Origin of the sequence: Streptomyces griseoluteus, assembly GCF_004784465.1 — a bacterium.
In the GTDB taxonomy this organism is placed as follows: Bacteria; Actinomycetota; Actinomycetes; order Streptomycetales; family Streptomycetaceae; genus Streptomyces; species Streptomyces griseoluteus.
Map to the genome: position 1 here is coordinate 256,858 of NZ_SRRU01000007.1, position 25,583 is coordinate 282,440.

At 71.9% G+C, this 25,583-nt stretch carries 27 protein-coding genes and 7 tRNA genes; 22 read left to right on the forward strand and 12 right to left on the reverse strand.

Features of this window, described 5'->3' with window-relative positions; genetic code table 11:
• The first annotated feature begins 30 nt into the window (after positions 1-30).
• The 3 genes from E5082_RS20630 (at position 31) to E5082_RS20640 (ending at position 1,679) form a co-directional block, all read left to right on the forward strand.
• Complete coding sequence (locus tag E5082_RS20630; RefSeq protein WP_086695998.1) at positions 31-207, forward strand: hypothetical protein; 177 nt, start codon at positions 31-33, stop codon at positions 205-207.
• A gap of 155 nt (positions 208-362) precedes the next feature.
• Positions 363-1,304 carry a phosphotransferase family protein gene (locus E5082_RS20635; RefSeq protein WP_135792719.1) on the forward strand — a complete coding sequence of 314 codons (942 nt, stop codon included), beginning with the start codon at positions 363-365 and terminating at the stop codon, positions 1,302-1,304.
• Positions 1,305-1,385: 81 nt separating this feature from the next.
• Positions 1,386-1,679: a TFIIB-type zinc ribbon-containing protein gene (locus E5082_RS20640; RefSeq protein WP_135792720.1), complete on the forward strand. Its 294-nt coding sequence runs from the start codon at positions 1,386-1,388 to the stop codon at positions 1,677-1,679.
• Positions 1,680-1,731: 52 nt separating this feature from the next.
• On the opposite strand, the gene E5082_RS20645 is transcribed toward E5082_RS20640, so the two are convergent.
• The 5 genes from E5082_RS20645 to E5082_RS20665 all read right to left on the reverse strand — a co-directional run bounded on the left by E5082_RS20645 (position 1,732) and on the right by E5082_RS20665 (position 2,221).
• Positions 1,732-1,803 (reverse strand) — tRNA-Val (locus E5082_RS20645).
• Between the two features lie 62 nt (positions 1,804-1,865).
• Positions 1,866-1,937, reverse strand: a tRNA-Val gene (locus tag E5082_RS20650).
• Between the two features lie 26 nt (positions 1,938-1,963).
• Positions 1,964-2,035: transfer RNA gene (locus tag E5082_RS20655), tRNA-Val, on the reverse strand.
• Between the two features lies 1 nt (position 2,036).
• Positions 2,037-2,110, reverse strand: a tRNA-Cys gene (locus E5082_RS20660).
• 38 nt (positions 2,111-2,148) lie between these two features.
• Positions 2,149-2,221 (reverse strand) — tRNA-Gly (locus tag E5082_RS20665).
• 179 nt (positions 2,222-2,400) lie between these two features.
• On the opposite strand from E5082_RS20665, the gene E5082_RS20670 reads away from it, so the two are divergent.
• The 3 genes from E5082_RS20670 to E5082_RS20680 all read left to right on the forward strand — a co-directional run bounded on the left by E5082_RS20670 (position 2,401) and on the right by E5082_RS20680 (position 5,187).
• Positions 2,401-3,474, forward strand: a complete 1,074-nt coding sequence (locus tag E5082_RS20670) for a chorismate-binding protein (protein WP_135792721.1) — start codon at positions 2,401-2,403, stop codon at positions 3,472-3,474.
• The gene (locus tag E5082_RS20675) at positions 3,471-4,292 is read left to right on the forward strand and encodes an aminotransferase class IV (protein ID WP_135792722.1); all 822 of its coding nucleotides are present in this window, start codon (positions 3,471-3,473) and stop codon (positions 4,290-4,292) included. Before E5082_RS20670 ends, E5082_RS20675 begins: the two co-directional genes overlap by 4 nt.
• A 70-nt stretch (positions 4,293-4,362) precedes the next feature.
• Positions 4,363-5,187 carry a GNAT family N-acetyltransferase gene (locus tag E5082_RS20680; RefSeq protein ID WP_135792723.1) on the forward strand — a complete coding sequence of 275 codons (825 nt, stop codon included), beginning with the start codon at positions 4,363-4,365 and terminating at the stop codon, positions 5,185-5,187.
• Positions 5,188-5,191: 4 nt separating this feature from the next.
• On the opposite strand, the gene E5082_RS20685 is transcribed toward E5082_RS20680, so the two are convergent.
• Positions 5,192-5,716 carry a DsbA family protein gene (locus tag E5082_RS20685; protein ID WP_135792724.1) on the reverse strand — a complete coding sequence of 175 codons (525 nt, stop codon included), beginning with the start codon at positions 5,714-5,716 and terminating at the stop codon, positions 5,192-5,194.
• A gap of 243 nt (positions 5,717-5,959) precedes the next feature.
• On the opposite strand from E5082_RS20685, the gene E5082_RS20690 reads away from it, so the two are divergent.
• Positions 5,960-6,403 carry a hypothetical protein gene (locus E5082_RS20690; protein ID WP_135792725.1) on the forward strand — a complete coding sequence of 148 codons (444 nt, stop codon included), beginning with the start codon at positions 5,960-5,962 and terminating at the stop codon, positions 6,401-6,403.
• A 189-nt stretch (positions 6,404-6,592) separates the two neighbouring features.
• Positions 6,593-6,745: a hypothetical protein gene (locus E5082_RS32435; RefSeq protein WP_165425682.1), complete on the forward strand. Its 153-nt coding sequence runs from the start codon at positions 6,593-6,595 to the stop codon at positions 6,743-6,745.
• A gap of 72 nt (positions 6,746-6,817) precedes the next feature.
• Here the strand turns inward: E5082_RS32435 and E5082_RS20695 are convergent, their stop codons facing one another.
• Both E5082_RS20695 and E5082_RS20700 read right to left on the reverse strand, forming a co-directional pair.
• A complete protein-coding gene (locus E5082_RS20695; RefSeq protein ID WP_135792726.1) occupies positions 6,818-7,378 on the reverse strand; it encodes a CGNR zinc finger domain-containing protein in 561 nt (186 codons plus the stop codon).
• A gap of 288 nt (positions 7,379-7,666) precedes the next feature.
• On the reverse strand, positions 7,667-8,080 hold the full coding sequence (locus E5082_RS20700) for an SsgA family sporulation/cell division regulator (RefSeq protein ID WP_135792727.1): 414 nt from the start codon (positions 8,078-8,080) through the stop codon (positions 7,667-7,669).
• A 190-nt stretch (positions 8,081-8,270) separates the two neighbouring features.
• On the opposite strand from E5082_RS20700, the gene E5082_RS20705 reads away from it, so the two are divergent.
• From E5082_RS20705 to E5082_RS20715, 3 genes are all read left to right on the forward strand, one after another.
• Positions 8,271-8,723 (forward strand): TIGR02611 family protein, encoded by a 453-nt coding sequence (locus E5082_RS20705; RefSeq protein ID WP_135792728.1) that lies wholly within the window; start codon positions 8,271-8,273, stop codon positions 8,721-8,723.
• A 61-nt stretch (positions 8,724-8,784) separates the two neighbouring features.
• Positions 8,785-8,856: transfer RNA gene (locus E5082_RS20710), tRNA-Val, on the forward strand.
• A gap of 282 nt (positions 8,857-9,138) precedes the next feature.
• Positions 9,139-9,210 (forward strand) — tRNA-Val (locus tag E5082_RS20715).
• A 72-nt stretch (positions 9,211-9,282) separates the two neighbouring features.
• Here the strand turns inward: E5082_RS20715 and E5082_RS20720 are convergent.
• Positions 9,283-10,008, reverse strand: coding sequence for a 3'-5' exonuclease (locus tag E5082_RS20720; RefSeq protein ID WP_135792729.1), 726 nt, complete (start codon positions 10,006-10,008; stop codon positions 9,283-9,285).
• Positions 10,009-10,177: 169 nt separating this feature from the next.
• On the opposite strand from E5082_RS20720, the gene E5082_RS20725 reads away from it, so the two are divergent.
• The 3 genes from E5082_RS20725 (at position 10,178) to thrS (ending at position 14,047) form a co-directional block, all read left to right on the forward strand.
• The gene (locus E5082_RS20725; protein WP_135792730.1) at positions 10,178-10,744 is read left to right on the forward strand and encodes a DUF4365 domain-containing protein; all 567 of its coding nucleotides are present in this window, start codon (positions 10,178-10,180) and stop codon (positions 10,742-10,744) included.
• The gene (locus E5082_RS20730; RefSeq protein ID WP_135792731.1) at positions 10,741-11,976 is read left to right on the forward strand and encodes a hypothetical protein; all 1,236 of its coding nucleotides are present in this window, start codon (positions 10,741-10,743) and stop codon (positions 11,974-11,976) included. The genes E5082_RS20725 and E5082_RS20730 overlap by 4 nt, the downstream gene beginning before the upstream one ends.
• 94 nt (positions 11,977-12,070) lie before the next feature.
• Positions 12,071-14,047, forward strand: coding sequence for a threonine--tRNA ligase (gene thrS, locus E5082_RS20735; protein ID WP_135792732.1), 1,977 nt, complete (start codon positions 12,071-12,073; stop codon positions 14,045-14,047).
• 31 nt (positions 14,048-14,078) lie between these two features.
• Here the strand turns inward: thrS and E5082_RS20740 are convergent, their stop codons facing one another.
• The gene (locus E5082_RS20740) at positions 14,079-14,738 is read right to left on the reverse strand and encodes a potassium channel family protein (RefSeq protein ID WP_135792733.1); all 660 of its coding nucleotides are present in this window, start codon (positions 14,736-14,738) and stop codon (positions 14,079-14,081) included.
• 67 nt (positions 14,739-14,805) lie between these two features.
• Between E5082_RS20740 and E5082_RS20745 the strand changes: the two genes are divergently transcribed.
• Positions 14,806-15,366 carry an HIT family protein gene (locus E5082_RS20745; protein WP_135792734.1) on the forward strand — a complete coding sequence of 187 codons (561 nt, stop codon included), beginning with the start codon at positions 14,806-14,808 and terminating at the stop codon, positions 15,364-15,366.
• Between the two features lie 6 nt (positions 15,367-15,372).
• On the opposite strand, the gene E5082_RS20750 is transcribed toward E5082_RS20745, so the two are convergent.
• Positions 15,373-17,016: a hypothetical protein gene (locus E5082_RS20750; RefSeq protein WP_135792735.1), complete on the reverse strand. Its 1,644-nt coding sequence runs from the start codon at positions 17,014-17,016 to the stop codon at positions 15,373-15,375.
• A gap of 197 nt (positions 17,017-17,213) precedes the next feature.
• A complete protein-coding gene (locus E5082_RS20755) occupies positions 17,214-19,412 on the reverse strand; it encodes an elongation factor G-like protein EF-G2 (protein WP_135792736.1) in 2,199 nt (732 codons plus the stop codon).
• 279 nt (positions 19,413-19,691) lie between these two features.
• Between E5082_RS20755 and pgsA the strand changes: the two genes are divergently transcribed.
• The 7 genes from pgsA (at position 19,692) to E5082_RS20790 (ending at position 25,492) form a co-directional block, all read left to right on the forward strand.
• Positions 19,692-20,360: a phosphatidylinositol phosphate synthase gene (gene pgsA / locus E5082_RS20760; RefSeq protein ID WP_135792737.1), complete on the forward strand. Its 669-nt coding sequence runs from the start codon at positions 19,692-19,694 to the stop codon at positions 20,358-20,360.
• Entirely contained in the window at positions 20,357-21,265 is a 909-nt protein-coding gene (locus E5082_RS20765; protein ID WP_135792738.1) for a phosphatidylinositol mannoside acyltransferase, read from the forward strand. The genes pgsA and E5082_RS20765 overlap by 4 nt, the downstream gene beginning before the upstream one ends.
• Positions 21,262-22,470: a glycosyltransferase family 4 protein gene (locus tag E5082_RS20770; protein WP_135792739.1), complete on the forward strand. Its 1,209-nt coding sequence runs from the start codon at positions 21,262-21,264 to the stop codon at positions 22,468-22,470. The genes E5082_RS20765 and E5082_RS20770 overlap by 4 nt, the downstream gene beginning before the upstream one ends.
• Positions 22,467-23,009, forward strand: coding sequence for a LemA family protein (locus tag E5082_RS20775; RefSeq protein WP_030810699.1), 543 nt, complete (start codon positions 22,467-22,469; stop codon positions 23,007-23,009). The genes E5082_RS20770 and E5082_RS20775 overlap by 4 nt, the downstream gene beginning before the upstream one ends.
• Positions 23,010-23,136: 127 nt before the next feature.
• Complete coding sequence (gene pdxS, locus E5082_RS20780; protein WP_030810697.1) at positions 23,137-24,042, forward strand: pyridoxal 5'-phosphate synthase lyase subunit PdxS; 906 nt, start codon at positions 23,137-23,139, stop codon at positions 24,040-24,042.
• A gap of 12 nt (positions 24,043-24,054) precedes the next feature.
• Positions 24,055-24,660 carry a pyridoxal 5'-phosphate synthase glutaminase subunit PdxT gene (gene pdxT / locus E5082_RS20785; protein ID WP_135792740.1) on the forward strand — a complete coding sequence of 202 codons (606 nt, stop codon included), beginning with the start codon at positions 24,055-24,057 and terminating at the stop codon, positions 24,658-24,660.
• Between the two features lie 79 nt (positions 24,661-24,739).
• Positions 24,740-25,492 carry a YebC/PmpR family DNA-binding transcriptional regulator gene (locus E5082_RS20790; RefSeq protein ID WP_086693874.1) on the forward strand — a complete coding sequence of 251 codons (753 nt, stop codon included), beginning with the start codon at positions 24,740-24,742 and terminating at the stop codon, positions 25,490-25,492.
• Positions 25,493-25,583: the final 91 nt, after the last annotated feature.

The window sequence follows — 25,583 nt, forward strand, 5'->3', positions numbered from 1 at the left end:
CAACAACCGAATCGGCCGGGAGAAGGAACCATGGCCCCCACGGCACCGAGGCGCGACACACTCCTCCGACGCCGCACGGGCCGCCGCCACCCCCTGGTGGCGACCCTCATGGCCCTTCCCCTGGCGGCCCTGCTCCTGCTCGTCTTCGACGGCTGGGAGACGGTGGCCACACAGGCGTCGTCCGTGGGTGCGATGCTGGGCCGCTGAGAAGCGGTCCAGGCCCGGAAGAGCGGTCCGGGTGGATCTCCCTTACATCCAGAAACCCCGTGGGGACGGGGGTGCGACGGACGGCACGCAATGCCGGCGCAGCTGGGGAGCTGCGCCGGCATTGCGTTTCCGCCCGCCCAGTACGCTCACCTCCCGTGACAACGGAAACAGCCCCGGCCCTCACGGCCCGGCTCAAGGCGGCTCTCCACCCCGGCGACGGGCCGTGCGCCTGCGTCTGCGGCGCGCTGGCCGACCGCCCGGACGCCACCGTCGTCCGGCACGGCGCGACCGTCGCCAAGGCCCACGCCCCGGACACCGACCGGCACGAGCTGGCCCACCGCCTCACCGTCGCCGCCCGCCTCCCCGGCATCCTGCTGCCCCCGCACACCACGGCCCCGGCCCGCCTGGACGGCCGACTCGTCACCCACTGGCCCTACGGCACCCCCGTCGACCGGGACGACCCCGACGCCGCGCCCTGGGAAGCCGCGGCCACCCTCCTCGCCCACCTGCACCGCACCCCTCCACCCACGGGACTGCCCCCGATGCGCGGCCCCGCCAAAGCGGCCCTGGCCGTGGCCCGCCTGCGCCGCACCCTGACCGCCCACCCCTCCACCGAGGGCCGGCCCGTCCTGGCCGCCTGGGCCGCCCTCCCGCCCTGGGCCCGCGCCGAAGCCCCCGCCCCCGGCACCGCGTTCCTGTGCCACGGCGACCTGCACCTCGGCCAGCTGGTGCGCCACCCCGCCCCCGGCGGACCCTGGCACCTCATCGACGTCGACGACCTCGGACTCGGCGCCCCCGCCTGGGACCTCGCCCGTCCCGCCGCCTGGTACGCCTGCGGCCTCCTCCCGCCCGGTGAATGGCTCCGCTTCCTGACCGCCTACCAGGCGGCGGACGGTCCGGCCGTGCCCCGGGGGGCCGACCCCTGGCCCGTACTGGACGTCCCGGCCCGCGCGCTCACCGTGCAGACCGCCGCCCTCGCCCTCACCAAGGCCCTCACCGCCGGGCGCCCGCTGGACGAGGTGGAGCGGGCCGTCGTGGACGCCTGCGCGCGAATGCCGGGCGTCCCCGCCCAGTTGGCCCGCGATTTCCTCAAATAGGCTGCAACCGGCCGGGGCGGGAAGGAGTCTGTCCTGGGGAAACACCAAGCAGGACCCGACGGCGAGGAGTTGAGCCGAACCATGCAGTGTCCGAAGTGCCATGCGCCGATGCACACCTACAACCGCAACGGCATCCAGATAGAGCAGTGCGACGGCTGCCGCGGCATCTTTCTCGACTACGGCGAGCTGGAGGCGCTGACCCGCCTGGAGTCGCAGTGGTCCCAGCCCGGCCCGCCGTCGCCCGCCCCGCAGGGCTACCCCGCCGCGCCCGCCCCCGCCTGGGGCGCCCCGCAGCACGGTGGCCACCCCGGAGGCGGCCACTACGGCGGCCACCACCGCCACAAGAGCTTCGGCCACATGCTCTTCTCCAGCTGAGACACGAAGAATCCCCCGGCCGTACAAGACGGCCGGGGGATTCCTCGGTGTGTGGACGATACTGGGATTGAACCAGTGACCTCTTCCGTGTCAGGGAAGCGCTCTCCCGCTGAGCTAATCGTCCTCGGGACCACGATCGATCGACACCGTCGATGTCACTCCATGGAGCGGATCATGGGCACTGCGTGCGCGATACTGGGATTGAACCAGTGACCTCTTCCGTGTCAGGGAAGCGCTCTCCCGCTGAGCTAATCGCGCGGGATGGGACCTTCTAGAAGATCCAGTGGACGATACTGGGATTGAACCAGTGACCTCTTCCGTGTCAGGGAAGCGCTCTCCCGCTGAGCTAATCGTCCTTGGAGGTGGAGACGGGATTTGAACCCGTGTAGACGGCTTTGCAGGCCGTTGCCTCGCCTCTCGGCCACTCCACCAGGAGCGTAGGGATCGGGAAGACACCCTACTTCCTGCGAGCGGACGACGAGGCTCGAACTCGCGACCTCAACCTTGGCAAGGTTGCGCTCTACCAACTGAGCTACGTCCGCTTGTCGTTTCGGTCGGCTTGCGCGTCCCGGCGACGTGTTGAACTCTAGCGGATTCCTGAGCCAGCACAAAAACGCGTTTGCGCAGCGTGCTGCGGTGCACCCGGCGGCCACCCCGGTCAAGGGTCCCGCGGGCCACCCGTCCGGCTCGGCTTTCGGACACCCGGCCTAGACTCGGCCATGTGCTCCACCTCCCGGCCGTCGCCTCCTCCCGGACTCCGCTGGCCCGCTTCGGCGACCGCCTCGCCACCGGCCTCCTCGACGTCACCAGCGACCCGGCCGCCCTCGACTCCACCGGCTTCTGGGCCGTCGTCGCCGACTTCGAGGGCGCGCTGACCTGCGCGCGCTTCGCCGACGTACGGCACGCGCCCGTCCCCGCCCCGGTACCGGGCGCGTGGCAGGGTCCGGCCCCCGAGGAGTGGACCAGCTCCCTGGACCGCGCCGCCTACATGAGCGCCGTGCGGCGCATCCGGGAGCACATCGCGGCCGGCGACGTCTACCAGGCCAACCTCTGCCGGGTGCTGAGCGCGCCGGTCGGCCCCGACGCCGACGTGGACGCCCTCACCGCCCTGCTGGCCCGCGGCAACCCGGCCCCTTATGCGGGCACCGTACGGCTGCCGGAGCACGGGGTGGAGATCGCCACCGCCTCGCCCGAGCTGTACCTGCGCCGGACCGGCCGCACCATCGAGTCCGGGCCCATCAAGGGGACCGGCCGCACCGAGGCGGACCTGCTGGAGAAGGACCACGCCGAGAACGTGATGATCGTGGACCTGGTCCGCAACGACCTCGGCCGCGTCTGCGCCACCGGCAGCGTCACCGTCCCCGAGCTGTGCGTCACCGAGAAGCACCCCGGACTCGTCCACCTCGTCTCCACCGTCCGCGGTGAACTGCGCGAAGGCACCGGCTGGTCCGAGCTGCTCGCGGCCACGTTCCCGCCCGGCTCGGTCACCGGCGCCCCCAAACCGAGCGCCCTCGCAGTCATCGCCGCCCTGGAGACCGCCCCGCGCGGCCCCTACTGCGGCGGCATCGGCTGGGTCGACGCCGACCGGGGCACCGCCGAGCTGGCCGTGGGCATCCGTACGTTCTGGATCGACCGGTCCGCCGACGGTCCGGCGGCCCTCCGCTTCGGCACCGGGGCCGGGATCACCTGGGGCTCCGACCCGTCGGCGGAGTGGCGCGAGACCGAACTCAAGAGGGCCCGGCTGCTCACGGTAGCGTCGGGTCAGTACCAGGAAAGTGGAAAGGCCCGCACATGAGCATCTGGCTGGACGGCGCCCTGCGGGACGCCACCACCGCGACCGTCTCCGTCTTCGACCACGGTCTCACCGTGGGCGACGGCGTCTTCGAGACGCTGAAGGCGGTCGACGGCAAGCCGTTCGCGCTCACCCGGCACCTCGACCGGCTGACCCGCTCCGCCCGCGGCCTCGGCCTGCCCGACCCCGACCACGAGGAGGTCGCCCGCGCCTGCGCGGCCGTGCTGGAGGCCAACCCCATGCCGCTCGGGCGGCTTCGGGTCACCTACACCGGCGGCCAGGCCCCCCTCGGCTCCGAACGTGGCGAGCACGGCCCGACCCTGGTCGTCGCCGCGAGCGAGGCCACCCGCCGCCCCGACTCCACGGCGGTCGTCACCGTCCCCTGGATCCGCAACGAACGCGGCGCCCTCACCGGCCTGAAGACGACCTCGTACGCCGAGAACGTGGTCGCACTGGCCCGCGCGCACGAACAGGGCGCGTCCGAGGCGCTGTTCGCCAACTCCGTCGGGCAGCTCTGCGAGGGCACCGGCTCCAACGTGTTCGTCGTCCTCGACGGCGAGATCCACACCCCGCCGGTCCCCTCCGGCTGCCTGGCCGGCATCACCCGCGCGCTGACCGTCGAGTGGACCGGCGCCAAGGAGACCGACCTCCCGCTGGACGTTCTGGAGCGCGCCGAAGAGATCTTCCTGACCTCCTCGCTGCGCGACGTCCAGGGCGTGCACCGGGTCGACGGCCGTGAACTGCCGGGCGCGCCGGGCCCGGTGACCGCCAAGGCCATGCGGATCTTCGAGGAGCGCTCGCGCGCCGACCTGAACCCGTGAGACCCCATCCGCCCGGCGGGCGCCGGTAATTGGGCTGAACCGGCGCCGCCGAGCGGGTACAACTCCCGTGATGACGACGACACTGCGGCCGACCGAGCCGCTTCAGCAGCACGCGGACGGCACCCGTTCGCGCCGCTTCCAGGTGTGCGTGAACAGCCGCCCGGCCGGTGAGATCCACCTGGCCACCTCGCCGTTCCTCGGCCCCTCGGTGGCCCGTGTCACCGCCCTGCGGATCGACGAGCCCGACCGGCGGCGCGGCCGGGGCACGGTGGCCATGCTCGCCGCCGAGGAGGTGGCGCGCAGCTGGGACTGCCGCCAGATCGAGCTGACCCTCCCGGCGGAGAACGAGGCCGCGTCCCGCCTCGCCGACGCCCTCGGCTACCTCCTCCGCAACCGGGGCATGCGCAAGCGGCTCGGGGACGAACCCCCGCGGCTCCCGCCCGGCAGCACCGCCCGCCCCATGACCGAGGCCGAGTTCACCGCCTGGCAGGAGGCGGAACGGGAGCGGTACGCGGGGGAGTGGATCGAGCGCGGCGTCCCCGAGGCCGACGCCCACGCCAAGGCCCGGCACGACCACGCCACCGTCCTCCCGGACGGGCTCGCCACCGAGGGGGTCTGGTTCGGCGTCCTGGAGCACGAGGGAACCCCGGTGGGCCACGTCTGGCTGGGCCACCGCGAGGGCGAGCGCTGGATCTACGACATCCAGACCGACGAGGCCCGGCGCGGCCGGGGCCACGGCCGCGCCCTGATGCTCCTCGCGGAGGCCCGCACCATCTCCGAGGGCGGCCGCGCCCTCGGTCTCAACGTCTTCGCGGGCAACACCCCGGCCGAGCGGCTGTACGAGTCGCTCGGCTACGGGACGACGTACCGCACGCTGACCAAGCCGCTGCTGTAGCGGCTCAGGCCCCCGTGCCAGCCAGCAGGCGGTCGGCGATCTCCTCGATCCGCTCGCGCAGCCCGTCCTGACTCCTGCCGCCGTCCAGGCGCTCGCCGCCGATGACATAGGTCGGGGTGCCGGTGACGCCGATCGCCTTGCCCTCGGCCTGGTCGGCGTCCACGATCAGGATGTGCCGCCCGTCGATCAGGGCGACCTCGAACTCCTCGGCGTCCAGGCCGAGTTCACGGGCCGTGTCCACCAGCACGGCCTCGCCCCGCCGGTCCAGCTCCTCGGTCCGCGCGAGCACCGCCTCGATGTACGGCCAGCCCTGCCCCTGTTCCACCGCCTCCTCGGCGGCCTGGGCGGCGGCGAAGGAGTGCTTGTGCTTCTCCAGCGGGAAGTGCCGCAGCCGGATCTCCAGCCGGTCGCCGTAACGGGCGCGCAGGGCGCGTACGTCGTCCAGGGCGCTGCGGCAGTCGGGGCACTGGAGTTCGCACCAGATGTCGAGCACGACGGGCTCGGGGTGCGCGGGGGAGGTGTCGCTCATGCGACCCAGTCTTCCAGGCGGGCCCGGCCCGGCCCAATCCCGGCGGTGGGCACCCTGCCTGGTGGGGACCCCGAGGGGGGCCGGGGGCATCCCTGAGAAGTCCCTGATCTCCGGGCCGGACCGTGGCCCCGCCGGGGGCGGACGGTGCAGGATGGAAGGGGACGAAGCGCACCGCCGGTGCCCTCGTTGCCCCCGGCCCGGAACACCGGACCGCAGGACCGACCGACCCGCCAGGAGGACCGGATGCTCGCCGAGACCGTCTGCTCCGCCGTGTCCGCGGCGGGCCTGGGCATCGCCGCGGTCACCGCCTACCGCAAGCGCTTCCTGACCGCACTGCGCATAGCCGCCTACTCACTGATCCCGGTCGGCCTGGTGATGACGGGCGCCGTCGGCTGGCTGGCCAGTACCGCCTTCAGCCCGCTGGCCTGGGCCGGGTTCGGGGTGCTCGGCGCGTCCTGGGCACTCTTCGCCCTCGTCCGCGCGGTGGAGCACCGCCGGGGCGCCCGCACCGCGCGGGCGACCGCCGCCGGCGGTCCGGCCGCCCCGGTGAGCCCGTCCGCCTCGGCGCCCGCTCTGGGCCGGAAGGCGGGAGAAGGCTCCCGGCCCGCCTCGGCGCCTCCTGCTTCCCAGTCCTCCTCGGACGACTTCAGCGACATCGAGGCCATCCTCAAGAAGCACGGCATATGAGCCACTGGCATATGCCAGCGCCCATGATCTGGACATGACGGGCCTCTCGCCACATGCCGTCACCCCGCGCACGAAACTGTTCACCACGCGGAGCGACGCGAAAGCTACGGCACGAATTCGGCGCAGTCCCGCACTTTACGTGTGTGCTGATCGCGTACAGGGCCGGGCCTGGTCCATCATCACCGCGAGATGGTCGACACGACACAGAGCGAGGCCGCGCCGCAGAAGGACGAGCCGCGCGGGTGCCTCTTCGCCCTTTCCCAGCCACCGCTGATGATCTTCCTGGCGGTGATCGGGTGTCTGATCCTCATGGCTGCGCTGCACGATCTGCTGTTGCTGTGAGCCGTACGCGCCCGTCCCGGCGTCACCCGCCGGGACCGGCGTCGAACCGCACCCGGCGCGACCCCACCCGGCTCAGCCGGCCGCCTCCTTGCGGCGCGCCCGGTAGGCCGCCACATGCAGCCGGTTTCCGCAGGTCCGGCTGTCGCAGTAGCGGCGCGAGCGGTTGCGGGAGAGGTCCACGAAGGCGCGCCGGCAGTCGGGGGCCTCGCAGCGCCGCAGCCGCTCCTCCTCGCCCGCCACCACGAAGAAGGCCAGCGCCATCCCGCAGTCCGCCGCGAGATGGTCGGCCAGCGAGGCGCCGGGGGCGAAGTAGTGCACATGCCAGTCGTAGCCGTCGTGGTCCGTCAGCCGGGGGGTGGTGCCCGCGGCCGCGACCAGCTCGTTGATCATTCCGGCCGCCGTGCGGGCGTCCGGCGCGGCGAAGATGCCGGCGAACCGGCTGCGGATCTCCCGCACCGCCGCCAGGTCCGGCTCGGACAGCGTGCCGATGTCACTGACGGCGTGGCCGCGGGTGAACTCCGCCAGCGCCGCCACGTCCGCCAGTCCGTCCGCCGCCGTGTCGTCCTCCGGCGCGGTGTTCACCAGATCCACCACGGTGTCGAGCGCGCACCGGGTGTCGTGGGTGATCAGCACGTTTCGCTCCCTGGCCTGAGGGTCGGGCGGGCGCCCGCCGATGGGGGCAGATGGTAGCGACAACCGGGCCCGCCGCACCGGGCGCCGCCCGACGGCGGCTCCTGCCCCTGCAACGCCCGTCCCGCCGCCGGGGTTCCCCGGACCCGGTGAGCGTCGCGTACACGTACAGCGGCGCCGCCACCGTGACTGCTCACGGTGACGACGCCGCTGGGTGCCCTATGCGGTTGTCTCGGCCCGCGCCGTCTCCCCGAGTGGACGGCGCCGGGCGGCTCGGTGGGGTGTCGTGGCCTAGTTCTCCGCCAGGATGTGTGACAGCTCCTGGTCGAGATCGAAGTGCCGGTGTTCCGTGCCGGGCGGCACGGCGGCGTCGGTTCGCTTCAGGAAGGTCTCCAGGGCCCGTGCGGGGGCCTCCAGCAGTGCTTCGCCCTCCGGCGAGCTGAGGGCGATGCAGACGACGCCCTGACCATGGCTGCGCGATGGCCAGACGCGGACGTCGCCGGTGCCGGTGGGGCGGTGCAGCCCCTCCGCGAGGAGGTCGCGGGCGAACACCCACTCGACGGTCTCTTCGGCTCCGGTGTGGAAGGTGGCGTGCACGGCGTAGGGGTCGGCCGTGTCGTACCGCAGGCCTGCGGGGACAGGCAGGGAGGACTCGCTCGACACAACGAGGCGCAGGTGCAGCTCGCAGCTGACCGTGGTGTTCATAAGCGCCAGGGCCTTTCGCTCAGTGTGCGCTCGGGGATTCGCACGTCGGCGAAATCGACATGCCACCTACGGTGCCGTTGTAAACCCCTTCGAGGGTTTTGCGTGGCTTTAGGTACCTCTTCCGGCCGAGAAGTGATACGAGATCTGCCACCATTCCAGTGACTCATTCGCTCCGGTAGGGTTTGACCGTATGAATACGGGGAGTGACGAGCCGGGTGAGGTCGCCGTGGTGCCGGACAAGGCGGAGACGGGCGAGGGGCCGGCCGGCGACGGGCTGGGCTCGCGGGCGCCGGAGTTCGTCAAGCAACGCAGGGCCCTGCACCTGAGCTGGCAGGTCGGCGTCTTCGTGATCGGCCTCGCCGTGGTCGTGGCGGGCATCATCATGCTCCCGCTGCCCGGCCCCGGCTGGGTCGTGATCTTCGGCGGCATGGCGATCTGGGCGACCGAGTTCGTCTGGGCCCAGCTGGTGCTCCGCTGGACCAAGCGCAAGGTCACCGAGGCCGCGCAGAAGGCGCTCGACCCCAAGGTGCGGCGCCGCAACATCACCCTGACCGTGATCGGGCTGGTGATCATCGGGGTGCTGGCAGGGATCTACCTCTGGAGGTTCGGCGTCGTCGCGCCCTGGAGGATCAAGGACCAGTGAGCCGGTGCCGCAGGTGGTCACAGGTACCCGCTGACATGGGGTAATGTTCTTCCTGCGCCCAGGGCGATTAGCTCAGTGGGAGAGCGCTTCGTTCACACCGAAGAGGTCACTGGTTCGAACCCAGTATCGCCCACCCTGGTCCGAAGGCCCGTCTGCGAACAGCAGGCGGGCCTTCGGCGTGTGCATGTAAAAGGCGGCGGGGATATACGGACGATATTCCGAGGGAAAGCGTCTGGATTTCCCGCAAGTGCGACAACATGCGAAATCACCGCGCCGCCAAGTCCCCTCTGCTCCCACTCCGCTGATTCCCGGTCATGTCCATCCGGCGCCGCACGCACGGCACTCGGGGCTCCTGGGGCGGGCGGCGGCGGTTTGGACTCACCCCGCCCGGACCTGTATGGTTCAGTGCGTTGCCGGGCGATTAGCTCAGTGGGAGAGCGCTTCGTTCACACCGAAGAGGTCACTGGTTCGAACCCAGTATCGCCCACCGGCACGAGGAGCCGGTCCGCACACAGCGGGCCGGCTCTTCCGCTGTCCGGGGCCGCGCACACCGCCCCGGCTACGCCGCGGCCGACAGCTCCTGGCGCAGCGGCCACTCCGTGCTCACCAGCTCCGGCGACCCGCTGCGCGCGAACCACGCCTGGAGGCCCCGCGCCTGCGCCGCGTGCCAGCCCACCTGCAACGCGTGCAACTCCGCCGGGGACAACCGCTCCAGCCGCGCCGCGAACCGGCGCCCCATCGCCCGCACCACGTCCAGCGCCGCCATCGCGTCCGCCGCCGCGTCGTGCGCGCCCCGCAGCTCCACCCCGTACTGCTCGCACAGATCGCCCAGCGTGCGGCGGCCCTTGCGGTAGCGGTCCAACTGCTTGTCCATGACCCTCGGGTCCAGCACCCGCAGCGGCGCCGACTCGAACCAGCGGTCCAGCGACGACGCCCGGTGGCGGCGCAACTCCCGGTCCAGCAGCGTCAGATCGAAGGGCGCGTTCATCACCACCAGCGGCCGGCCCATCGCCGTGTGCTCCGCCAGCTGCTGGGCTATCTCGTACACCACCGGCGCCGGCCAGCGGCCGTTGCGCTGGAGGTGCTCCTCCGTCAGCCCGTGCACCGCCGTCGCCCCCTCGGGCACCGGCACCCCCGGACTGACCAGCCAGCGGCTGATCCGCGGCCGTGTCCCCGGCGCGTCCTGGACGACGACGGCGGCCGACACGATCCGGTCGGTCTCGACGTCCACGCCCGTCGTCTCCGTGTCGAAGGCGGCCAGCGCCCCTTCGTACCAGCACGTCATCCCAACCCAACTCCTCGTCCGCACATGGCGGCTGACGATCCGTCTTCTGCCCGTTTGGTGATACCCGGCCCGTTTGCGCCGTACGCCGGGCGGAGACAACAGGAGTACGGGTCTTTGCAGTTCAGCGGCCCGCAATGGGGAAACCCCCGGTTCGGAAGGCTGTTGTCCCATGGCCATGGCGCAGCCCGAGCGGGGCGGGCTGCTGCCCGACCGCACGGGTCACCTTCGCGGCACCCTCGCCACCACCGCCTGCATGGAGACCCTGCAGGTCGGCTATCTGCACGCGGTCGCCGCCGCGGCCGGCTGCTCGCTGTCCCAGCCGTTCCCCGACAACGGCATCGACTGGCATGTCAGCCACAGCGCCCCCGGCCACACCGTGGACGACGAGGTCACCATCAAGGTGCAGCTCAAATGCACCTACCAGCTCGCCCCCCGGCCCCCCGGCCCCTCCTTCTCCTTCACGCTGGACAACGACCACCTGCGCAAACTCGCCCGCACCCCCGTCTCGGTGCACAAGATCCTCGTCGTCATGATCGTCCCGCGCTCCCAGGACGACTGGCTGCGCGCCGGACACGACCGGCTCGACCTCAGACACTGCTGCTACTGGGTCAACCTCGCCGGACACCCCGTCACCGGACGCACCCGCACCACCGTCCGCGTCCCCACCGCGCGCATCTTCGACGACCGCGCCCTCTGCGAGATCATGGCGCGCGTCGGCACCGGAGGCAGACCATGACAAGCCCGGACGAACCCCTGCGCATGCTCCGCCCCCACCCCGACGACTCCGCCTGGCACCGGCCCCCCGACCCCGCCCGCGTCGACCCCGCCGACCTCACCGCCCTGCTCCGCCGGCACGGCTGGCTCAGACGCGGCAGAGTCCCCGGACGCTACGGCCGCTGGACCCCGCCCACCCCCGCCGAAGGCCCCACCAGCCTCCTCGTCCCCGAGACCCGCGCCTTCCCCGACGCCGACGACCTCCTCGGCGAGGCCCTGCACGCCCTGGACCGCAGCGCCGCCCCCTCCGCCCGCGAGATCCTCATCGCCCTCGCCGTCCCCAGCGACGAGATCCGCTGGCACCGAGACACCCCCGCCGGACCCGTCGACGGCGCCACCCCCTGGACCCTCGACGACGGCCTGCGCGCCGCCGCCCGCCAGACCCTCCTCGCCGCCGCCCTCGCCACCCGCGCCCGCAGCGGCTACCACGGCGCCCGGCACCGCGGCCCCGCCACCGCGCTCCTCGGCGACGTCCTCCTCGGCCCCGCCGCCGAAGGCCGCACCCTCACCGCCTTCGCCCCCGCCCCCGCCGGCCGCCCCCTCACCGTCCGTCTCCACCACGCCCTGCACGCCACCCGCGAGGCCATCGACTACCAGCGCGCCACCGGCAGCACGGACGCCTTCGACGGGGCGGTGGAAGCCGGCGTCAGCCGCGAACTCACCGAGGCCCTCACCGCCCTCGTCCGGGGCACCGAGGGCGCCCGCATCGCCATCGCCTGGGCACCCGCGGCCGGCATCCCCGACGGCTGCGCCGCCTCGGCCGGGCCCGTCGAGTTCTCACCCGGCGACCTCCCCGCCCTGCGGGCCGCGGGCGCCCGCTACCTGCGCGCCGAACCCTCCGAGAGCGTCAGCGTCACCGGGGTCGTCGTCCGGCTGCGCCGGTCCGGACCGCGCGGCGCGGGCACGGTACGGCTGCGGGTGCTCGCGGGCGCCGAGGTTCCCCACCTGCGGCTCACCCTCGGCGAGGAGGACTACCGGATAGCGGGCCACGCCCACCTCGTCGGCCTCCCGGTCCGTGTGCGCGGCCGGCTGGAGCGCCGGGGCGGCTTTCGCAGGCTCACCGGCGCCACCGGGGTCGTCCCGGTACGGGTCGACGAGACCGAACGCGACCGGCTGATGAAGTCCCTCCAGGAGAACCTCGACTTCTTCGAGGAGGCATGCGGAGAGGCGTACGGGGACGGCGACGCAAAGTAACCGTTTCGCGGTCGGCGGGGGCGGGTCGGTACGATCCCTTGTGCGCGCGCTCCTGGTACGGCGCCGCACTTAAGCCTTCAGTCAGGAGAGACCGGTGTCAGACGTCCGTGTGATCATCCAACGCGATTCCGAGCGGGAAGAGCGCGTGGTGACGACGGGCACTACCGCCGCCGACCTCTTCGCGGGCGAGCGCTCCGTCATCGCCGCGCGGGTGGCGGGCGAGCTGAAGGACCTCAGCCACGAGCTGTCCGACGGCGACGAGGTCGAGGGCGTCGAGATCTCCTCCGAGGACGGTCTCAACATCCTGCGCCACTCCACCGCGCACGTCATGGCCCAGGCCGTGCAGGAGCTGTTCCCCGAGGCCAAGCTGGGCATCGGCCCGCCGGTCAAGGACGGCTTCTACTACGACTTCGACGTGGCGAAGCCCTTCCACCCCGATGACCTCAAGGCCATCGAGAAGAAGATGCAGGAGATCCAGAAGCGGGGCCAGAAGTTCTCCCGCCGTGTGGTCTCCGACGAGGACGCCCGCGCGGAGCTGGCCGACGAGCCCTACAAGCTGGAGCTGATCGGCCTCAAGGGCTCGGCCTCCTCCGACGACGGCGCGGACGTCGAGGTCGGCGCCGGCGAGCTGACCATCTACGACAACCTGGACGCCAAGACCGGCGAGCTGTGCTGGAAGGACCTCTGCCGCGGTCCCCACCTGCCCTCCACCCGCAACATCCCGGCGTTCAAGCTGATGCGCAACGCGGCCGCCTACTGGCGCGGCAGCGAGAAGAACCCGATGCTCCAGCGCATCTACGGCACCGCCTGGCCGTCCAAGGACGAGCTGAAGGCGCACCTGGAGTTCCTCGCCGAGGCCGAGAAGCGCGACCACCGCAAGCTCGGCAGCGAGCTGGACCTCTTCTCCATCCCGGAGCAGATCGGCTCCGGCCTCGCCGTCTTCCACCCCAAGGGCGGCATCATCCGCCGGGTCATGGAGGACTACTCGCGGCGCCGCCACGAGGAGGAGGGCTACGAGTTCGTCTACACCCCGCACGCGACGAAGGGGAAGCTCTTCGAGACCTCGGGCCACCTGGACTGGTACGCCGACGGCATGTACCCGCCCATGCAGCTCGACGAGGGCGTGGACTACTACCTCAAGCCCATGAACTGCCCGATGCACAACCTGATCTTCGACGCGCGCGGTCGCTCGTACCGTGAACTGCCGCTGCGTCTCTTCGAGTTCGGGACCGTGTACCGCTACGAGAAGTCGGGCGTCGTGCACGGCCTCACCCGCGCCCGCGGCTTCACCCAGGACGACGCGCACATCTACTGCACCCGTGAGCAGATGTCCGAGGAGCTGGACCGGACGCTCACCTTCGTCCTCGGTCTGCTGCGCGACTACGGTCTGACCGACTTCTACCTGGAGCTGTCCACCAAGGACCCGGAGAAGTCCGTCGGCTCCGACGAGGCGTGGGAGGAGGCGACCGAGACCCTGCGTCAGGTCGCCGAGAAGCAGGGCCTGCCGCTCGTGCCCGACCCCGGTGGCGCCGCGTTCTACGGCCCGAAGATCTCCGTCCAGGCCAAGGACGCGATCGGCCGTACCTGGCAGATGTCGACCATCCAGCTCGACTTCAACCTGCCCGAGCGGTTCGACCTGGAGTACACCGGCCCCGACGGCTCCAAGCAGCGCCCGGTGATGATCCACCGCGCCCTGTTCGGCTCCATCGAGCGGTTCTTCGCCGTGCTGCTGGAGCACTACGCGGGTGCCTTCCCGGCGTGGCTGGCTCCCGTGCAGGCGGTGGGCATCCCGATCGGGGACGCGCACGTCGAGTACCTGGAGAAGTTCGCGGCCGAGGCCAAGCGGAAGGGTCTGCGGGTCGAGGTGGACTCCTCCTCGGACCGGATGCAGAAGAAGATCAGGAACGCCCAGCGCCAGAAGGTGCCCTTCATGATCATCGTCGGTGACGAGGACATGAACGCGGGCACCGTCTCCTTCCGCTACCGCGACGGCTCGCAGGAGAACGGCATCCCGTTCGAGGAGGCCATCGCCAAGATCGAGAAGGTCGTGGCGGAGCGGGTCCAGGTCTGACCCGGACAGATCCGTACGAACCCCCGAGGCATCATCCCCGCCTCGGGGGTTCGTCGTCCTCCTCCCGCGCGAACACCTGCAGCAGCCACGACGAGAACGACCCCGTCACCGCGCCCAGCAGGGCCAGGCCGCCCGCCATCATCGCCACCGCGATGGCCCGGCCCCCCGCGGTGACCGGGACGACGTCGCCGTAGCCCACCGTGGACAGCGTGGAGCACGCCCACCAGAGGGCGTCGCCGAAGGTCCGCATATGTGAGGCCGGCGCGCCCTTCTCCTGCTGGTAGACCGCGAGCGCGCCGGTGAAGCCCATCAGCAGGGTGGAGATCCCCGAGTAGGCGATGACCCGCGCGTACAGCGGGAGCCGGGGCATGCCGCGCCGGCGCTCCACGGACTCGTAGATCCGCACGATCCGCAGCGGGCGCAGCAGCGGCAGGAGCAGGACGAGGGTGTCCAGCCAGTGGGTGCGGACGAAGCTCATGCCCTGGCCGCTGAGCCTCCAGCGCATCGCGTAGTCCACGGCGAACAGGGCCCAGCAGGCCAGCAGCAGCACCAGCCAGATGTCGTCCCAGGCGGTGCCGGGGCGGGGGGCGAGGACGAGGGCGGCGTAGGAACCGAGGAACGTCAGGGACGCCACGGTGAGCGGCATCTCGGTGCGATGCTCCCAGCGGGTCCTGGTTCTGTCGTGGTCCACCGGCCCAGCTTGGCCGTCCGGAGCCTTCCCGCCGCCCCGGCGACACGCCGCGAACGGGCGAAGCCATATGCTGCCTTGCATGACGAGTGAGCCGGAGCAGCAGATCGGAGTGGGGACGCAGGACGCGTTCCAGCGCCTGTGGACGCCCCACCGGATGGCCTACATCCAGGGCGAGAACAAGCCGAGCGGTCCGGGCGCGGACGACGGCTGCCCGTTCTGCTCGATCCCGGCGAAATCCGACGAGGACGGCCTGATCGTCCGCCGGGGTGAGCATGTGTACGCGGTGCTCAACCTGTACCCGTACAACGGCGGTCATCTGATGACGGTGCCGTACCGGCATGTGGCTGACTACACCGATCTGACCGGTCCGGAGACGGCCGAGCTGGCGGAGCTGACGAAGCAGGCCATGACGGCGCTGCGGACGGCGTCCGGGGCGCACGGGTTCAACATCGGGATGAACCAGGGCTCGGTGGCGGGCGCGGGCATCGCGGCCCACCTCCACCAGCACATCGTGCCCCGCTGGGGCGGCGACACGAACTTCATGCCGGTGGTGGGCCAGACGAAGGTGCTGCCGCAGCTGCTGGGCGACACCCGCAAGATGCTCGCGGACGCCTGGCCGGAGAGCTGAGCGCGCTCACGCGTCGTACAGGTCGGCCTTCCTCGGTGCGGGGTCCTGGACCAGGCCGCTGAGGAAGGCGGAGCGGGCGCCGAACTTCTCGGTGTCCACGCCGTTCTCCTTGAGCACCTTGATCGCGGCGGAGTGCACCACCCTGAGGACCGGGGTGGCGGCGCGCAGGGCGTCGTCGGCCATGAAGCGGTGGCGCCACGGCTGGTCGGCCCAGGCGTGCCGCAGGCCGAAGGGCTCGGGCAGGCCGATGGAGCCGCCGAGCCAGTTCAGGGTCGGCGGGAACCAGGTCAGCGGGGCGCGGACGGCGAGCCGTACGACCTCGTCGGTGGGGACCAGGGGAAGCTTGACCGTGCGGTTCTCCCACGGCTTGAGGGTCTTGGCGACCTCCTTGGTGGGGGCGGCCGGCTTGGTGTGGAAGAGCGGGTTGACCGGGCCGAGGGCGTGGCCGGTGACCTCGATGCGCAGGGTCTCGTGGAGGACGGTCACCGTGATCATCATGGTGAGGACCAGCTGGCCGTCCCAAAGGGTCCACTGGACGCCCAGGTAGTGCCGGTCGCCGCTGCCGAACTGCTGCTTGTTGCAGATCTCCTGTATGGCGTGCGGCTTGACCTGGAACGCCTCGACGTCCGTGCCCTCCGGCCGGGAGACCTCGTCGGCGTTCTCGCCGATCGGGGTGACGATCCAGTGCCGTATCGACGGGCGGGGGAAGCCGCCGGTGTTGAGGGGGCCGCGCTCCAGCAGGCTGAGCTGGTCGTGGATGGCGCGTATGACGTCCCAGCTCCGGAAGGGGTGGATCTCCCGCGGAGGGTCGGCGGAGACGAGTTCCTCGGCGAGCTGCCAGGAACCCCAGCGGGTGCCCATGCCGAGGATGCCCTTGGGGCCGGCGTAGAAGACGGAGTTGGAGCGCTGTTCCGCGCCGAGCCGGGCCAGGGACTGGCGGAGCTGTTCGGCGGCGGTCTCGCCGGGACTGCGGGGCACGGCCTCGGGGACCTTGGCGCCGACGCTGGTGCCGGAGAGCAGTCCGCCCCAGCGTTCGCGCAGGTCGGCGGCGGTGCGCTCGCAGACGCGGCGGGCCCAGAACCAGCCGAGGACGGGGACGACGACGGCGGCGCGGGTGTACCAGCCCCAGAAGCCGCCGAAGGGCAGTTTGAGCAGGAAGAGCACGGCGAGGACGCCGACTCCGGCGAGCAGCGCGGTGCCCAGTGCCCCGGCCCGGCCCTCGCGCTTGGCCAGGAACGAGCGGAGCAGGAAGACCAGGAGCCAGGCGAGGAGGCCGGGCAGGAAGATCAGGCCGCAGACGACCATCACCAGGGTCAGCTTGTTGTCGCGTTCGCGGCGGATGTTGTTGGCGGCCAGGCAGTGCTCGACGACGACCTGGGGGTCGGCGCCGAAGGACTGGATCAGGGGCTTGCGGCCGGGTGCGAGGAGGCGGTCGGCGACGGCGCGGGAGAAGGCTTCGCCCAGGTTGGGGCGGAACAGCGGGATGCGGCCGGCCTTGACGGTGGACGTGTGCCACTCGTTGTCGGCCTTCTTGATCTCGGGCATGGGGGTGTCCCGGTAGGCCGCCGAGGCCAGTGCGAGGGTCGCCGCCTGGCCCTCGTCCCCGGAGACGGGCACCTGAGGCCCGTCCCACTCCGTCCCTACCGACATTCCCGCCCCCATCGCCGCCGTGTCGCTCCTGCGGCCTTCCCGGCTTCCCCGCCGCGCACACCTGCCGAACCGGACATCGTTGCGATGTCTCGTGGCCACGGCGCCGGTTCGGCCGGTCCGGGGCCCGTCGGCCAGCGTATCGGCAGCGGTGCCCCACACGTCGGCGGACGGCCGAAGCCGCCCGCCGGTGCCGGGAGTTACGGGGTCTCACCGTCCTGTTCGCGCAGTCTCTCCGCGACTTGGGGCGGCATCGGTTCGTGGCGGGCGTAGGCGCGGCTGAAGGACGCCGTGCCGTGGGAGAGGGAGCGCAGGTCGATGGCGTACCGGCCGATCTCGAACTCGGGTACCTCGGCGCGGACCAGGGTGCGTCCGGCGCCGGTCTGTTCGGTGCCCAGGACGCGGCCGCGCCGGGTGGACAGGTCGCTCATGACGGCGCCGACGTAGTCGTCGGGGACCAGGACGGCGACCTCGGCGACCGGTTCCAGCAGGTGGATGCGGGCCTCGGCGGCGGCTTCGCGCAGGGCGAGGGCGCCCGCCGTCTGGAAGGCGGCGTCGGAGGAGTCGACGGAGTGGGACTTGCCGTCGAGCAGGGTGACGCGCACGTCGACCAGGGGGTGGCCGGCGGCGACGCCCTTGGCGGCCTGGGCGCGGACGCCCTTCTCGACGGAGGGGATGAACTGGCGGGGCACGGCGCCGCCGACGACCTTGTCCACGAACTCGATGCCGGAGCCGCCGGGCAGCGGCTCGACCTCGATCTCGCAGATGGCGTACTGGCCGTGGCCGCCGGACTGCTTGACGTGCCGGCCGCGTCCGGCCGCCTTGCCGGCGAAGGTCTCGCGCAGCGGCACCTTGTGCGGGACGACGTCGACCTGGACGCCGTAGCGGCTGCGGAGCCGTTCCAGGGCGACGTCGGCGTGGGCCTCGCCGAGGCACCAGAGGACGACCTGGTGGGTGTCCTGGTTCTGTTCGAGGCGCATGGTGGGGTCCTCGGCGACGAGCCGGGAGAGGCCCAGGGAGAGTTTGTCCTCGTCGGGCTTGCTGTGGGCCTGGATGGCGAGGGGGAGCAGCGGGTCGGGCATCCGCCAGGGCTCCATCAGCAGAGGGTCGTCCTTGGCGGAGAGGGTGTCGCCGGTCTCGGCGCGGCCGAGCTTGGCGACGCAGACGAGGTCGCCGGCGACCGCCCGGGTGACCGGGCGCTGCTGTTTGCCGAAGGCCATGGAGAGGGCGCCGACCTTCTCGTCGACGTCGTGGTCCTCGTGGCCCCGGTCGGCGAGGCCGTGTCCGGACACGTGGACCGTGTCGTCGGGGCGCAGGGTGCCGGAGAAGACACGGACCAGGGACAGGCGGCCCACGTAGGGGTCCGAGGAGGTCTTGACGACCTCGGCGACCAGAGGGCCCTCGGTGTCGCAGGGGCTCAGCTCGCGGGGGGTGCCGCCGAGGTCGGTGACGTCGGGCAGGGGGTGCTCGAAGGGGGTGGGGAACCCTCGGGTGATCAGTTCCAGGAGTTCCACCGTGCCGAGGCCCTGGCGGGCGCCCTCGGCGGCGGGTGCGGCGGCGAGGACGGGGTGGAAGGTGCCGCGGGCGACGGCCCGCTCGAGATCCTCGATGAGGGTCTTGACGTCGACCTGTTCGCCGCCGAGGTAGCGGTCCATGAGGGTCTCGTCCTCGCTCTCGGCGATGATCCCCTCGATGAGCCGGTCGCGGGCGCCCTCCAGGGTGGGCAACTGGTCCCCGCCGGGTTCGGACTCCTTGCGTTCGCCGGGGGAGTAGTCGTAGAGCTTCCGCGAGAGCAGGCCGACCAGGCCGGTCACGGGGGCGTGGCCGTCCGCTCCGGCGGCGCCGCGCAGCGGGAGGTAGAGGGGGAGGACGGCGTCGGGGTCGTCGGCGCCGAACGCCTCGGCGCACACCCGGGTCATCTCCTCGAAGTCGGCGCGGGCGGACTCCAGGTGCGTGACGACGAGGGCGCGGGGCATGCCGACGGCCTGGCACTCCTCCCACACCATCCGGGTCGCGCCGTCCACGCCGTCGGAGGCGGAGACGACGAAGAGGGCCGCGTCCGCCGCGCGCAGACCGGCCCTCAGCTCCCCGACGAAGTCGGCGTATCCGGGGGTGTCGAGGAGGTTGATCTTGATGCCGTCCCATTCGACGGGGACCAGCGAGAGCTGTACGGAGCGGTGCTGGCGGTGCTCGATGTCGTCGTGGTCGGAGACGGTGCCGCCGTCCTCGACGCGGCCCGCCCGGTTCACCGCCCCCGCGGTGAGTGCGAGGGCCTCCACCAGGGTGGTCTTGCCCGATCCGGAGGGGCCGACCAGCACCACGTTCCGTACGGACGCGGGGTGGTCGGCCGTCACTGCTCTGCCGGCGGCTCCGGGGTGTGCGTGCGTCTTGTCGCCCATGGTTCTGCCTCCCGTGCACGGTGAGGTCATCGGGGACGCGAACGCGGCGGGGTCCCGCGTGGGTGCGGCGGCTCCGGCGGCGCCCGCGGTCCTTCGAGCTTTCCACTCCCGTCATGCCGCGTCCATACGACGGACCCCCGAGGCCCCGCGGCGCCGTGTGGATGGTCACGGATCGTGCCGTGGCGGAGGGTGCCCGCCCCCGTGCGCGGGCGCGCGTGGCTACGATGGGCCAGCCGGCGGCCACCAGGGGCCACGGCGACACCGACCGTCGGGAAGGCCATGCTGAACAAGTACGCGCGTGCATTCTTCACGCGTGTCCTCACGCCGTTCGCCGCGTTTCTCATCCGGCGGGGGGTGAGCCCCGACGCGGTGACGCTCATCGGCACCGCCGGTGTGGTCGCGGGTGCGCTGGTCTTCTACCCCCGGGGAGAGTTCTTCTGGGGGACGATCGTGATCACGCTCTTCGTCTTCTCCGACCTGGTCGACGGGAACATGGCCCGCCAGCTCGGCCGCTCCAGCCGCTGGGGCGCGTTCCTGGACTCCACCCTGGACCGGGTCGCGGACGGCGCGATCTTCGGCGGCTTCGCCCTCTGGTACGCGGGCAACGGCCAGGACAACGTGCTGTGCGCGGTCTCCATCTTCTGCCTGGCCAGCGGCCAGGTGGTGTCGTACACCAAGGCGCGCGGCGAGGCGATCGGGCTGCCGGTGGCGGTGAACGGTCTGGTGGAGCGGGCCGAGCGGCTGGTGATCTCGCTGGTCGCGGCCGGTTTCGCGGGCCTGCACAAGTTCGGGGTGCCGGGCATCCAGTACCTGCTGCCGGTCGCCCTGTGGATCGTCGCGGTGGGCAGTCTCGTCACGCTGATCCAGCGGGTCGTCACGGTGCGCCGCGAGTCCGCCGAGGCGGAAGAGGCGGCCCGGCTCGACACCGGGAGCGAGGCGGCCAAGTGACCGCTGCCGAACGCCTCACCGACGGGCTGTACGGGCTCGGCTGGAGCACGGTCAAGAAGCTCCCCGAACCGGTCGCCGCCCGGCTGGGCCGTACCGTCGCGGACGCCGCCTGGAAGCGGCGTGGCAAGGGCGTCCAGCGGCTGGAGGCCAACTACGCGCGCGTGGTGCCCGGCGCCTCCCCGGAACGGCTCGCGGAGCTGTCCCGCGCGGGCATGCGCTCCTACCTGCGGTACTGGATGGAGTCCTTCCGGCTGCCCGCCTGGAGCGCGGAGCGGGTGCGCACCGGCTTCGACCCCAAGGGCGCCCACTATCTGACGGACGGCCTGGCCGAGGGCAGGGGCGTGATACTGGCGCTGCCGCACCTGGCCAACTGGGACCTGGCCGGCGCCTGGGTCACCACCACCCTCGGCATCCCCTTCACCACCGTCGCCGAGCGCCTGAAGCCGGAGACGCTGTACGACCGGTTCGTCGCCTACCGCGAGGGCCTGGGCATGGAGGTGCTGGCGCACAGCGGGGCCTCCGCGTTCGGCACCCTGGCCCGGCGGCTGCGCGACGGCGGCCTGGTCTGCCTGGTCGCGGACCGGGACCTGTCGGCCGCCGGCGTCGAGGTCGACTTCTTCGGCGAGCGCGCCCGGATGCCCGCCGGGCCCGCCCTGCTCGCCCAGCAGACCGGCGCCCAGCTGCTCCCTGTCACCCTCTGGTACGACGACTCGCCGGTGATGCAGGGCCGGGTGCACCCGCCGGTCGAGGTGCCCGGGACGGGTACCCGGACCGAGAAGACGGCCGTGATGACCCAGGCGCTGGCCGACGCCTTCGCCTCCGGGATCGCCGAGCACCCGGAGGACTGGCACATGCTCCAGCGGCTGTGGCTCGCCGACCTCGACCCGGCGAAGGGACCCGCGTGAGAATCGGGATCGTCTGCCCGTACTCCTGGGACGTGCCCGGTGGCGTCCAGTTCCACATCCGGGACCTGGCCGAGTACTTCATCCGCCTCGGCCACGAGGTCTCGGTGCTCGCCCCGGCCGACGACGACACCCCGCTGCCGCCCTACGTGGTCTCGGCGGGCCGCGCGGTGCCGGTGCCGTACAACGGGTCGGTGGCCCGGCTGAACTTCGGGTTCCTGTCGGCCGCCCGGGTGCGGCGGTGGCTGCACGACGGCGCGTTCGACGTGGTGCACATCCACGAGCCGACCTCGCCCTCGCTCGGCCTGCTCACCTGCTGGGCGGCGCAGGGGCCCATCGTGGCGACCTTCCACACCTCCAACCCGCGCTCCCGTGCCATGATCGCCGCCTACGCGATCCTCCAGGCCGCGCTGGAGAAGATCAGCGCCCGGATCGCGGTCAGCGAGTACGCCCGGCGCACCCTGGTCGAGCACCTGGGCGGGGACGCGGTGGTGATCCCCAACGGGGTCGACGTGGACTTCTTCGCCGACGCCGAGCCCAAGGCGGAGTGGCAGGGCGGCACCATCGGCTTCATAGGGCGCATCGACGAGCCCCGCAAGGGCCTGCCGGTACTGATGCGGGCCCTGCCGAAGATCGTCGCCGCCCACCCGGAGGCCCGGCTGCTGGTCGCGGGCCGGGGTGACGAGGAGGCGGCCGTAGAGGAGCTGCCCGGGGAGCTGCGCTCGCGCGTGGAGTTCCTCGGCATGGTCAGCGACGAGGACAAGGCCCGCTTCCTGCGCAGCGTCGACCTGTACGTGGCGCCCAACACCGGCGGCGAGAGCTTCGGCATCATCCTGGTCGAGGCCATGTCGGCGGGCGCCCCCGTGCTCGCCTCCGACCTGGACGCCTTCGTCCAGGTCCTCGACCAGGGCAAGGCCGGCGAGGTCTTCGCCAACGAGGACGCCGACGCGCTCGCCGAGAAGGCCGTCGCCCTGCTCGCCGACCCCGGGCGCCGGGCGGAGCTGCGGGAGCGGGGCAGTGCCCATGTGCGCCGCTTCGACTGGTCCACGGTCGGTGCGGACATCCTCTCGGTGTACGAGACGGTCACCACCGGCACCGCGGCGGTCGCCACCGACGAGCGGCCCGGCCTGTGGTCCTGGTTCGGCCTGGCCCGCGAGCGGGACGCGGAGACCGGCACCCCGTCCTCCACCGATAACCTTCGCGCGTGATCCCCACCCTCATCTGGATTCTCGTCGCACTGCTGGCGATCGGCGTCTACCTGAGCTGGACCGCCGGACGGCTGGACCGGCTGCACGTCCGCATGGACGCCGCCCGCGCCGCTCTGGACGCGCAGTTGCTGCGCCGGGCGTCCGTGGCGCAGGAACTCGCCACCTCCGGCGTCCTGGACCCGGCCGCCTCCATAGTGCTCTACGAGGCCGCGCACGCCGCCCGGCAGGCCGAGGAGGAGCAGCGCGAGGTCGCGGAGAGCGAGCTGAGCCAGGCCCTGCGCGCCGTGTTCGAGGACGCCCGCCAGGTGGAGGGCGTACGGGCCGCCCCCGGCGGCGAGGACGCGGCGCACGAGCTGGCCGAGGCGGTGCGCCGGGTGCCGATGGCCCGCCGCTTCCACAACGACGCCGTGGGCGCCGCCCGCCGGCTGCGCGAGCACCGCAAGGTCCGCTGGTTCCGGCTGGCCGGGCACGCGCCGTTCCCCCTGGCCTTCGAGATGGACGACGAACCGCCCGCCGCGCTGGTCGAACGGGTCGCCTGAGCGGGGCCCGCAGGGGCACGCCGGGACAAAACGATCCACCGGCTTCCCATTGGCCCTTGATGTGGCCCGGCCCGGTCGCGTTTCCTCGGCGGTGCAGAAACCGTCTTACCCACCAGTGAGGTCACGCGTGTCCATCATCGACAACCAGGGTCCCGAGACCGGCACCGCCCGTGTGAAGCGCGGCATGGCCGAGCAGCTCAAGGGCGGCGTCATCATGGACGTGGTCAACGCCGAGCAGGCGAAGATCGCCGAGGACGCGGGCGCCGTGGCCGTCATGGCCCTGGAGCGGGTCCCGGCCGACATCCGCAAGGACGGCGGCGTGGCCCGCATGTCCGACCCGGACATGATCGAGGGCATCATCGACGCCGTCTCGATCCCGGTCATGGCCAAGTCCCGCATCGGCCACTTCGTCGAGGCCCAGGTGCTCCAGTCCCTCGGCGTCGACTACATCGACGAGTCCGAGGTGCTCACCCCGGCCGACGAGGTCAACCACTCCGACAAGTGGGCGTTCACCACCCCCTTCGTCTGCGGTGCCACCAACCTGGGCGAGGCCCTGCGCCGCATCGCCGAGGGCGCGGCCATGATCCGCTCCAAGGGCGAGGCCGGCACCGGCAACGTCGTGGAGGCCGTGCGCCACCTGCGCCAGATCAAGGGCGAGATCGCCAAGCTGCGCGGTTGCGACCACAACGAGCTGTTCGCCGCCGCCAAGGAGCTGCGCGCCCCCTACGAGCTGGTCAAGGAGGTCGCCGAGCTGGGCAAGCTCCCCGTCGTCCTGTTCTCCGCCGGTGGCGTCGCCACCCCGGCCGACGCCGCCCTGATGCGCCAGCTCGGCGCCGAGGGCGTCTTCGTCGGCTCCGGCATCTTCAAGTCCGGCGACCCGGCCAAGCGCGCCGCCGCCATCGTGAAGGCCACCACCTTCTACGACGACCCGAAGATCGTCGCGGACGCCTCCCGCAACCTCGGCGAGGCCATGGTCGGCATCAACTGCGACACCCTCCCCGAGACCGAGCGCTACGCCAACCGCGGCTGGTAGGACCTGCACACCATGAACACCCCCGTCATCGGCGTCCTGGCCCTCCAGGGCGACGTACGGGAGCACCTCATCGCCCTGGCCGCGGCGGACGCCGTGGCCAGGCCGGTCAGGCGCCCCGAGGAACTCGCCGAGGTGGACGCCCTCGTCCTGCCCGGCGGTGAGTCCACCACCATCTCCAAGCTGGCCGTCCTCTTCGGCCTGATGGAGCCCCTGCGCGCCCGCGTGCGCGCCGGGCTGCCCGTCTACGGCACCTGCGCCGGGCTGATCCTGCTCGCCGACAAGATCCTCGACCCGCGCTCGGGCCAGGAGACCATCGGCGGCATCGACATGATCGTCCGCCGCAACGCCTTCGGCCGCCAGAACGAGTCCTTCGAGGCGGCGGTCGACGTCAAGGGCGTCGAGGGCGCACCCGTGGAGGGCGTCTTCATCCGCGCCCCGTGGGTGGAGTCCGTGGGCGCGGCCGCCGAGGTGCTCGCCGAGCACGACGGCCACATCGTCGCCGTACGCCAGGGCAACGTGCTCGCCACCTCGTTCCACCCGGAACTGACCGGCGACCACCGTGTGCACGCGCTCTTCGTCGACATGGTCCGCGCGAACCGGACACCGGAGTCCTTGTAGGATCTGCGGCGGTACCCCCCAGGCTCTCCCAGCGCCGGGGAGTCCGTATCGGATCGGGTTACGCGAAGGAGACAGGCAGATGTCCGGCCACTCTAAATGGGCTACGACGAAGCACAAGAAGGCCGTGATCGACGCCAAGCGCGGCAAGCTCTTCGCGAAGCTCATCAAGAACATCGAGGTCGCGGCCCGCATGGGCGGCGTCGACATCGAGGGCAACCCTACGCTCTACGACGCCATCCAGAAGGCGAAGAAGCAGTCGGTCCCCAACAAGAACATCGACTCCGCGGTCAAGCGCGGCGGCGGCCTCGAGGCCGGCGGCGCCGACTACGAGACGATCATGTACGAGGGTTACGGCCCCAACGGTGTCGCGGTGCTCATCGAGTGCCTCACCGACAACCGCAACCGTGCCGCCTCCGACGTCCGTGTCGCCATGACCCGCAATGGCGGCAACATGGCCGACCCCGGCTCGGTGTCGTACCTGTTCAACCGCAAGGGCGTCATCATCGTCCCCAAGGGCGAGCTGACCGAGGACGACGTGCTCGGCGCCGTCCTGGACGCCGGTGCCGAGGAGGTCAACGACCTCGGTGAGTCCTTCGAGGTGCTCAGCGAGGCCACCGACCTGGTCGCGGTCCGCACCGCCCTCCAGGAGGCCGGCATCGACTACGACTCCGCCGACTCCAGCTTCGTCCCGACCATGCAGGTCGAGCTGGACGAGGACGGCGCCCGGAAGATCTTCAAGCTGATCGACGCCCTGGAGGACAGCGACGACGTCCAGAACGTCTTCGCCAACTTCGACGTGAGCGACGACGTCATGGAGAAGGTCGACGCGTAGCGCCGCCGCGGGCTTGAGCGGTGGGCACGGGCCGGGGGGACACATCCCGCCGGCCCGTCGTCGTTGTCGGTGGCAGGGGCTAGCCTGGCGG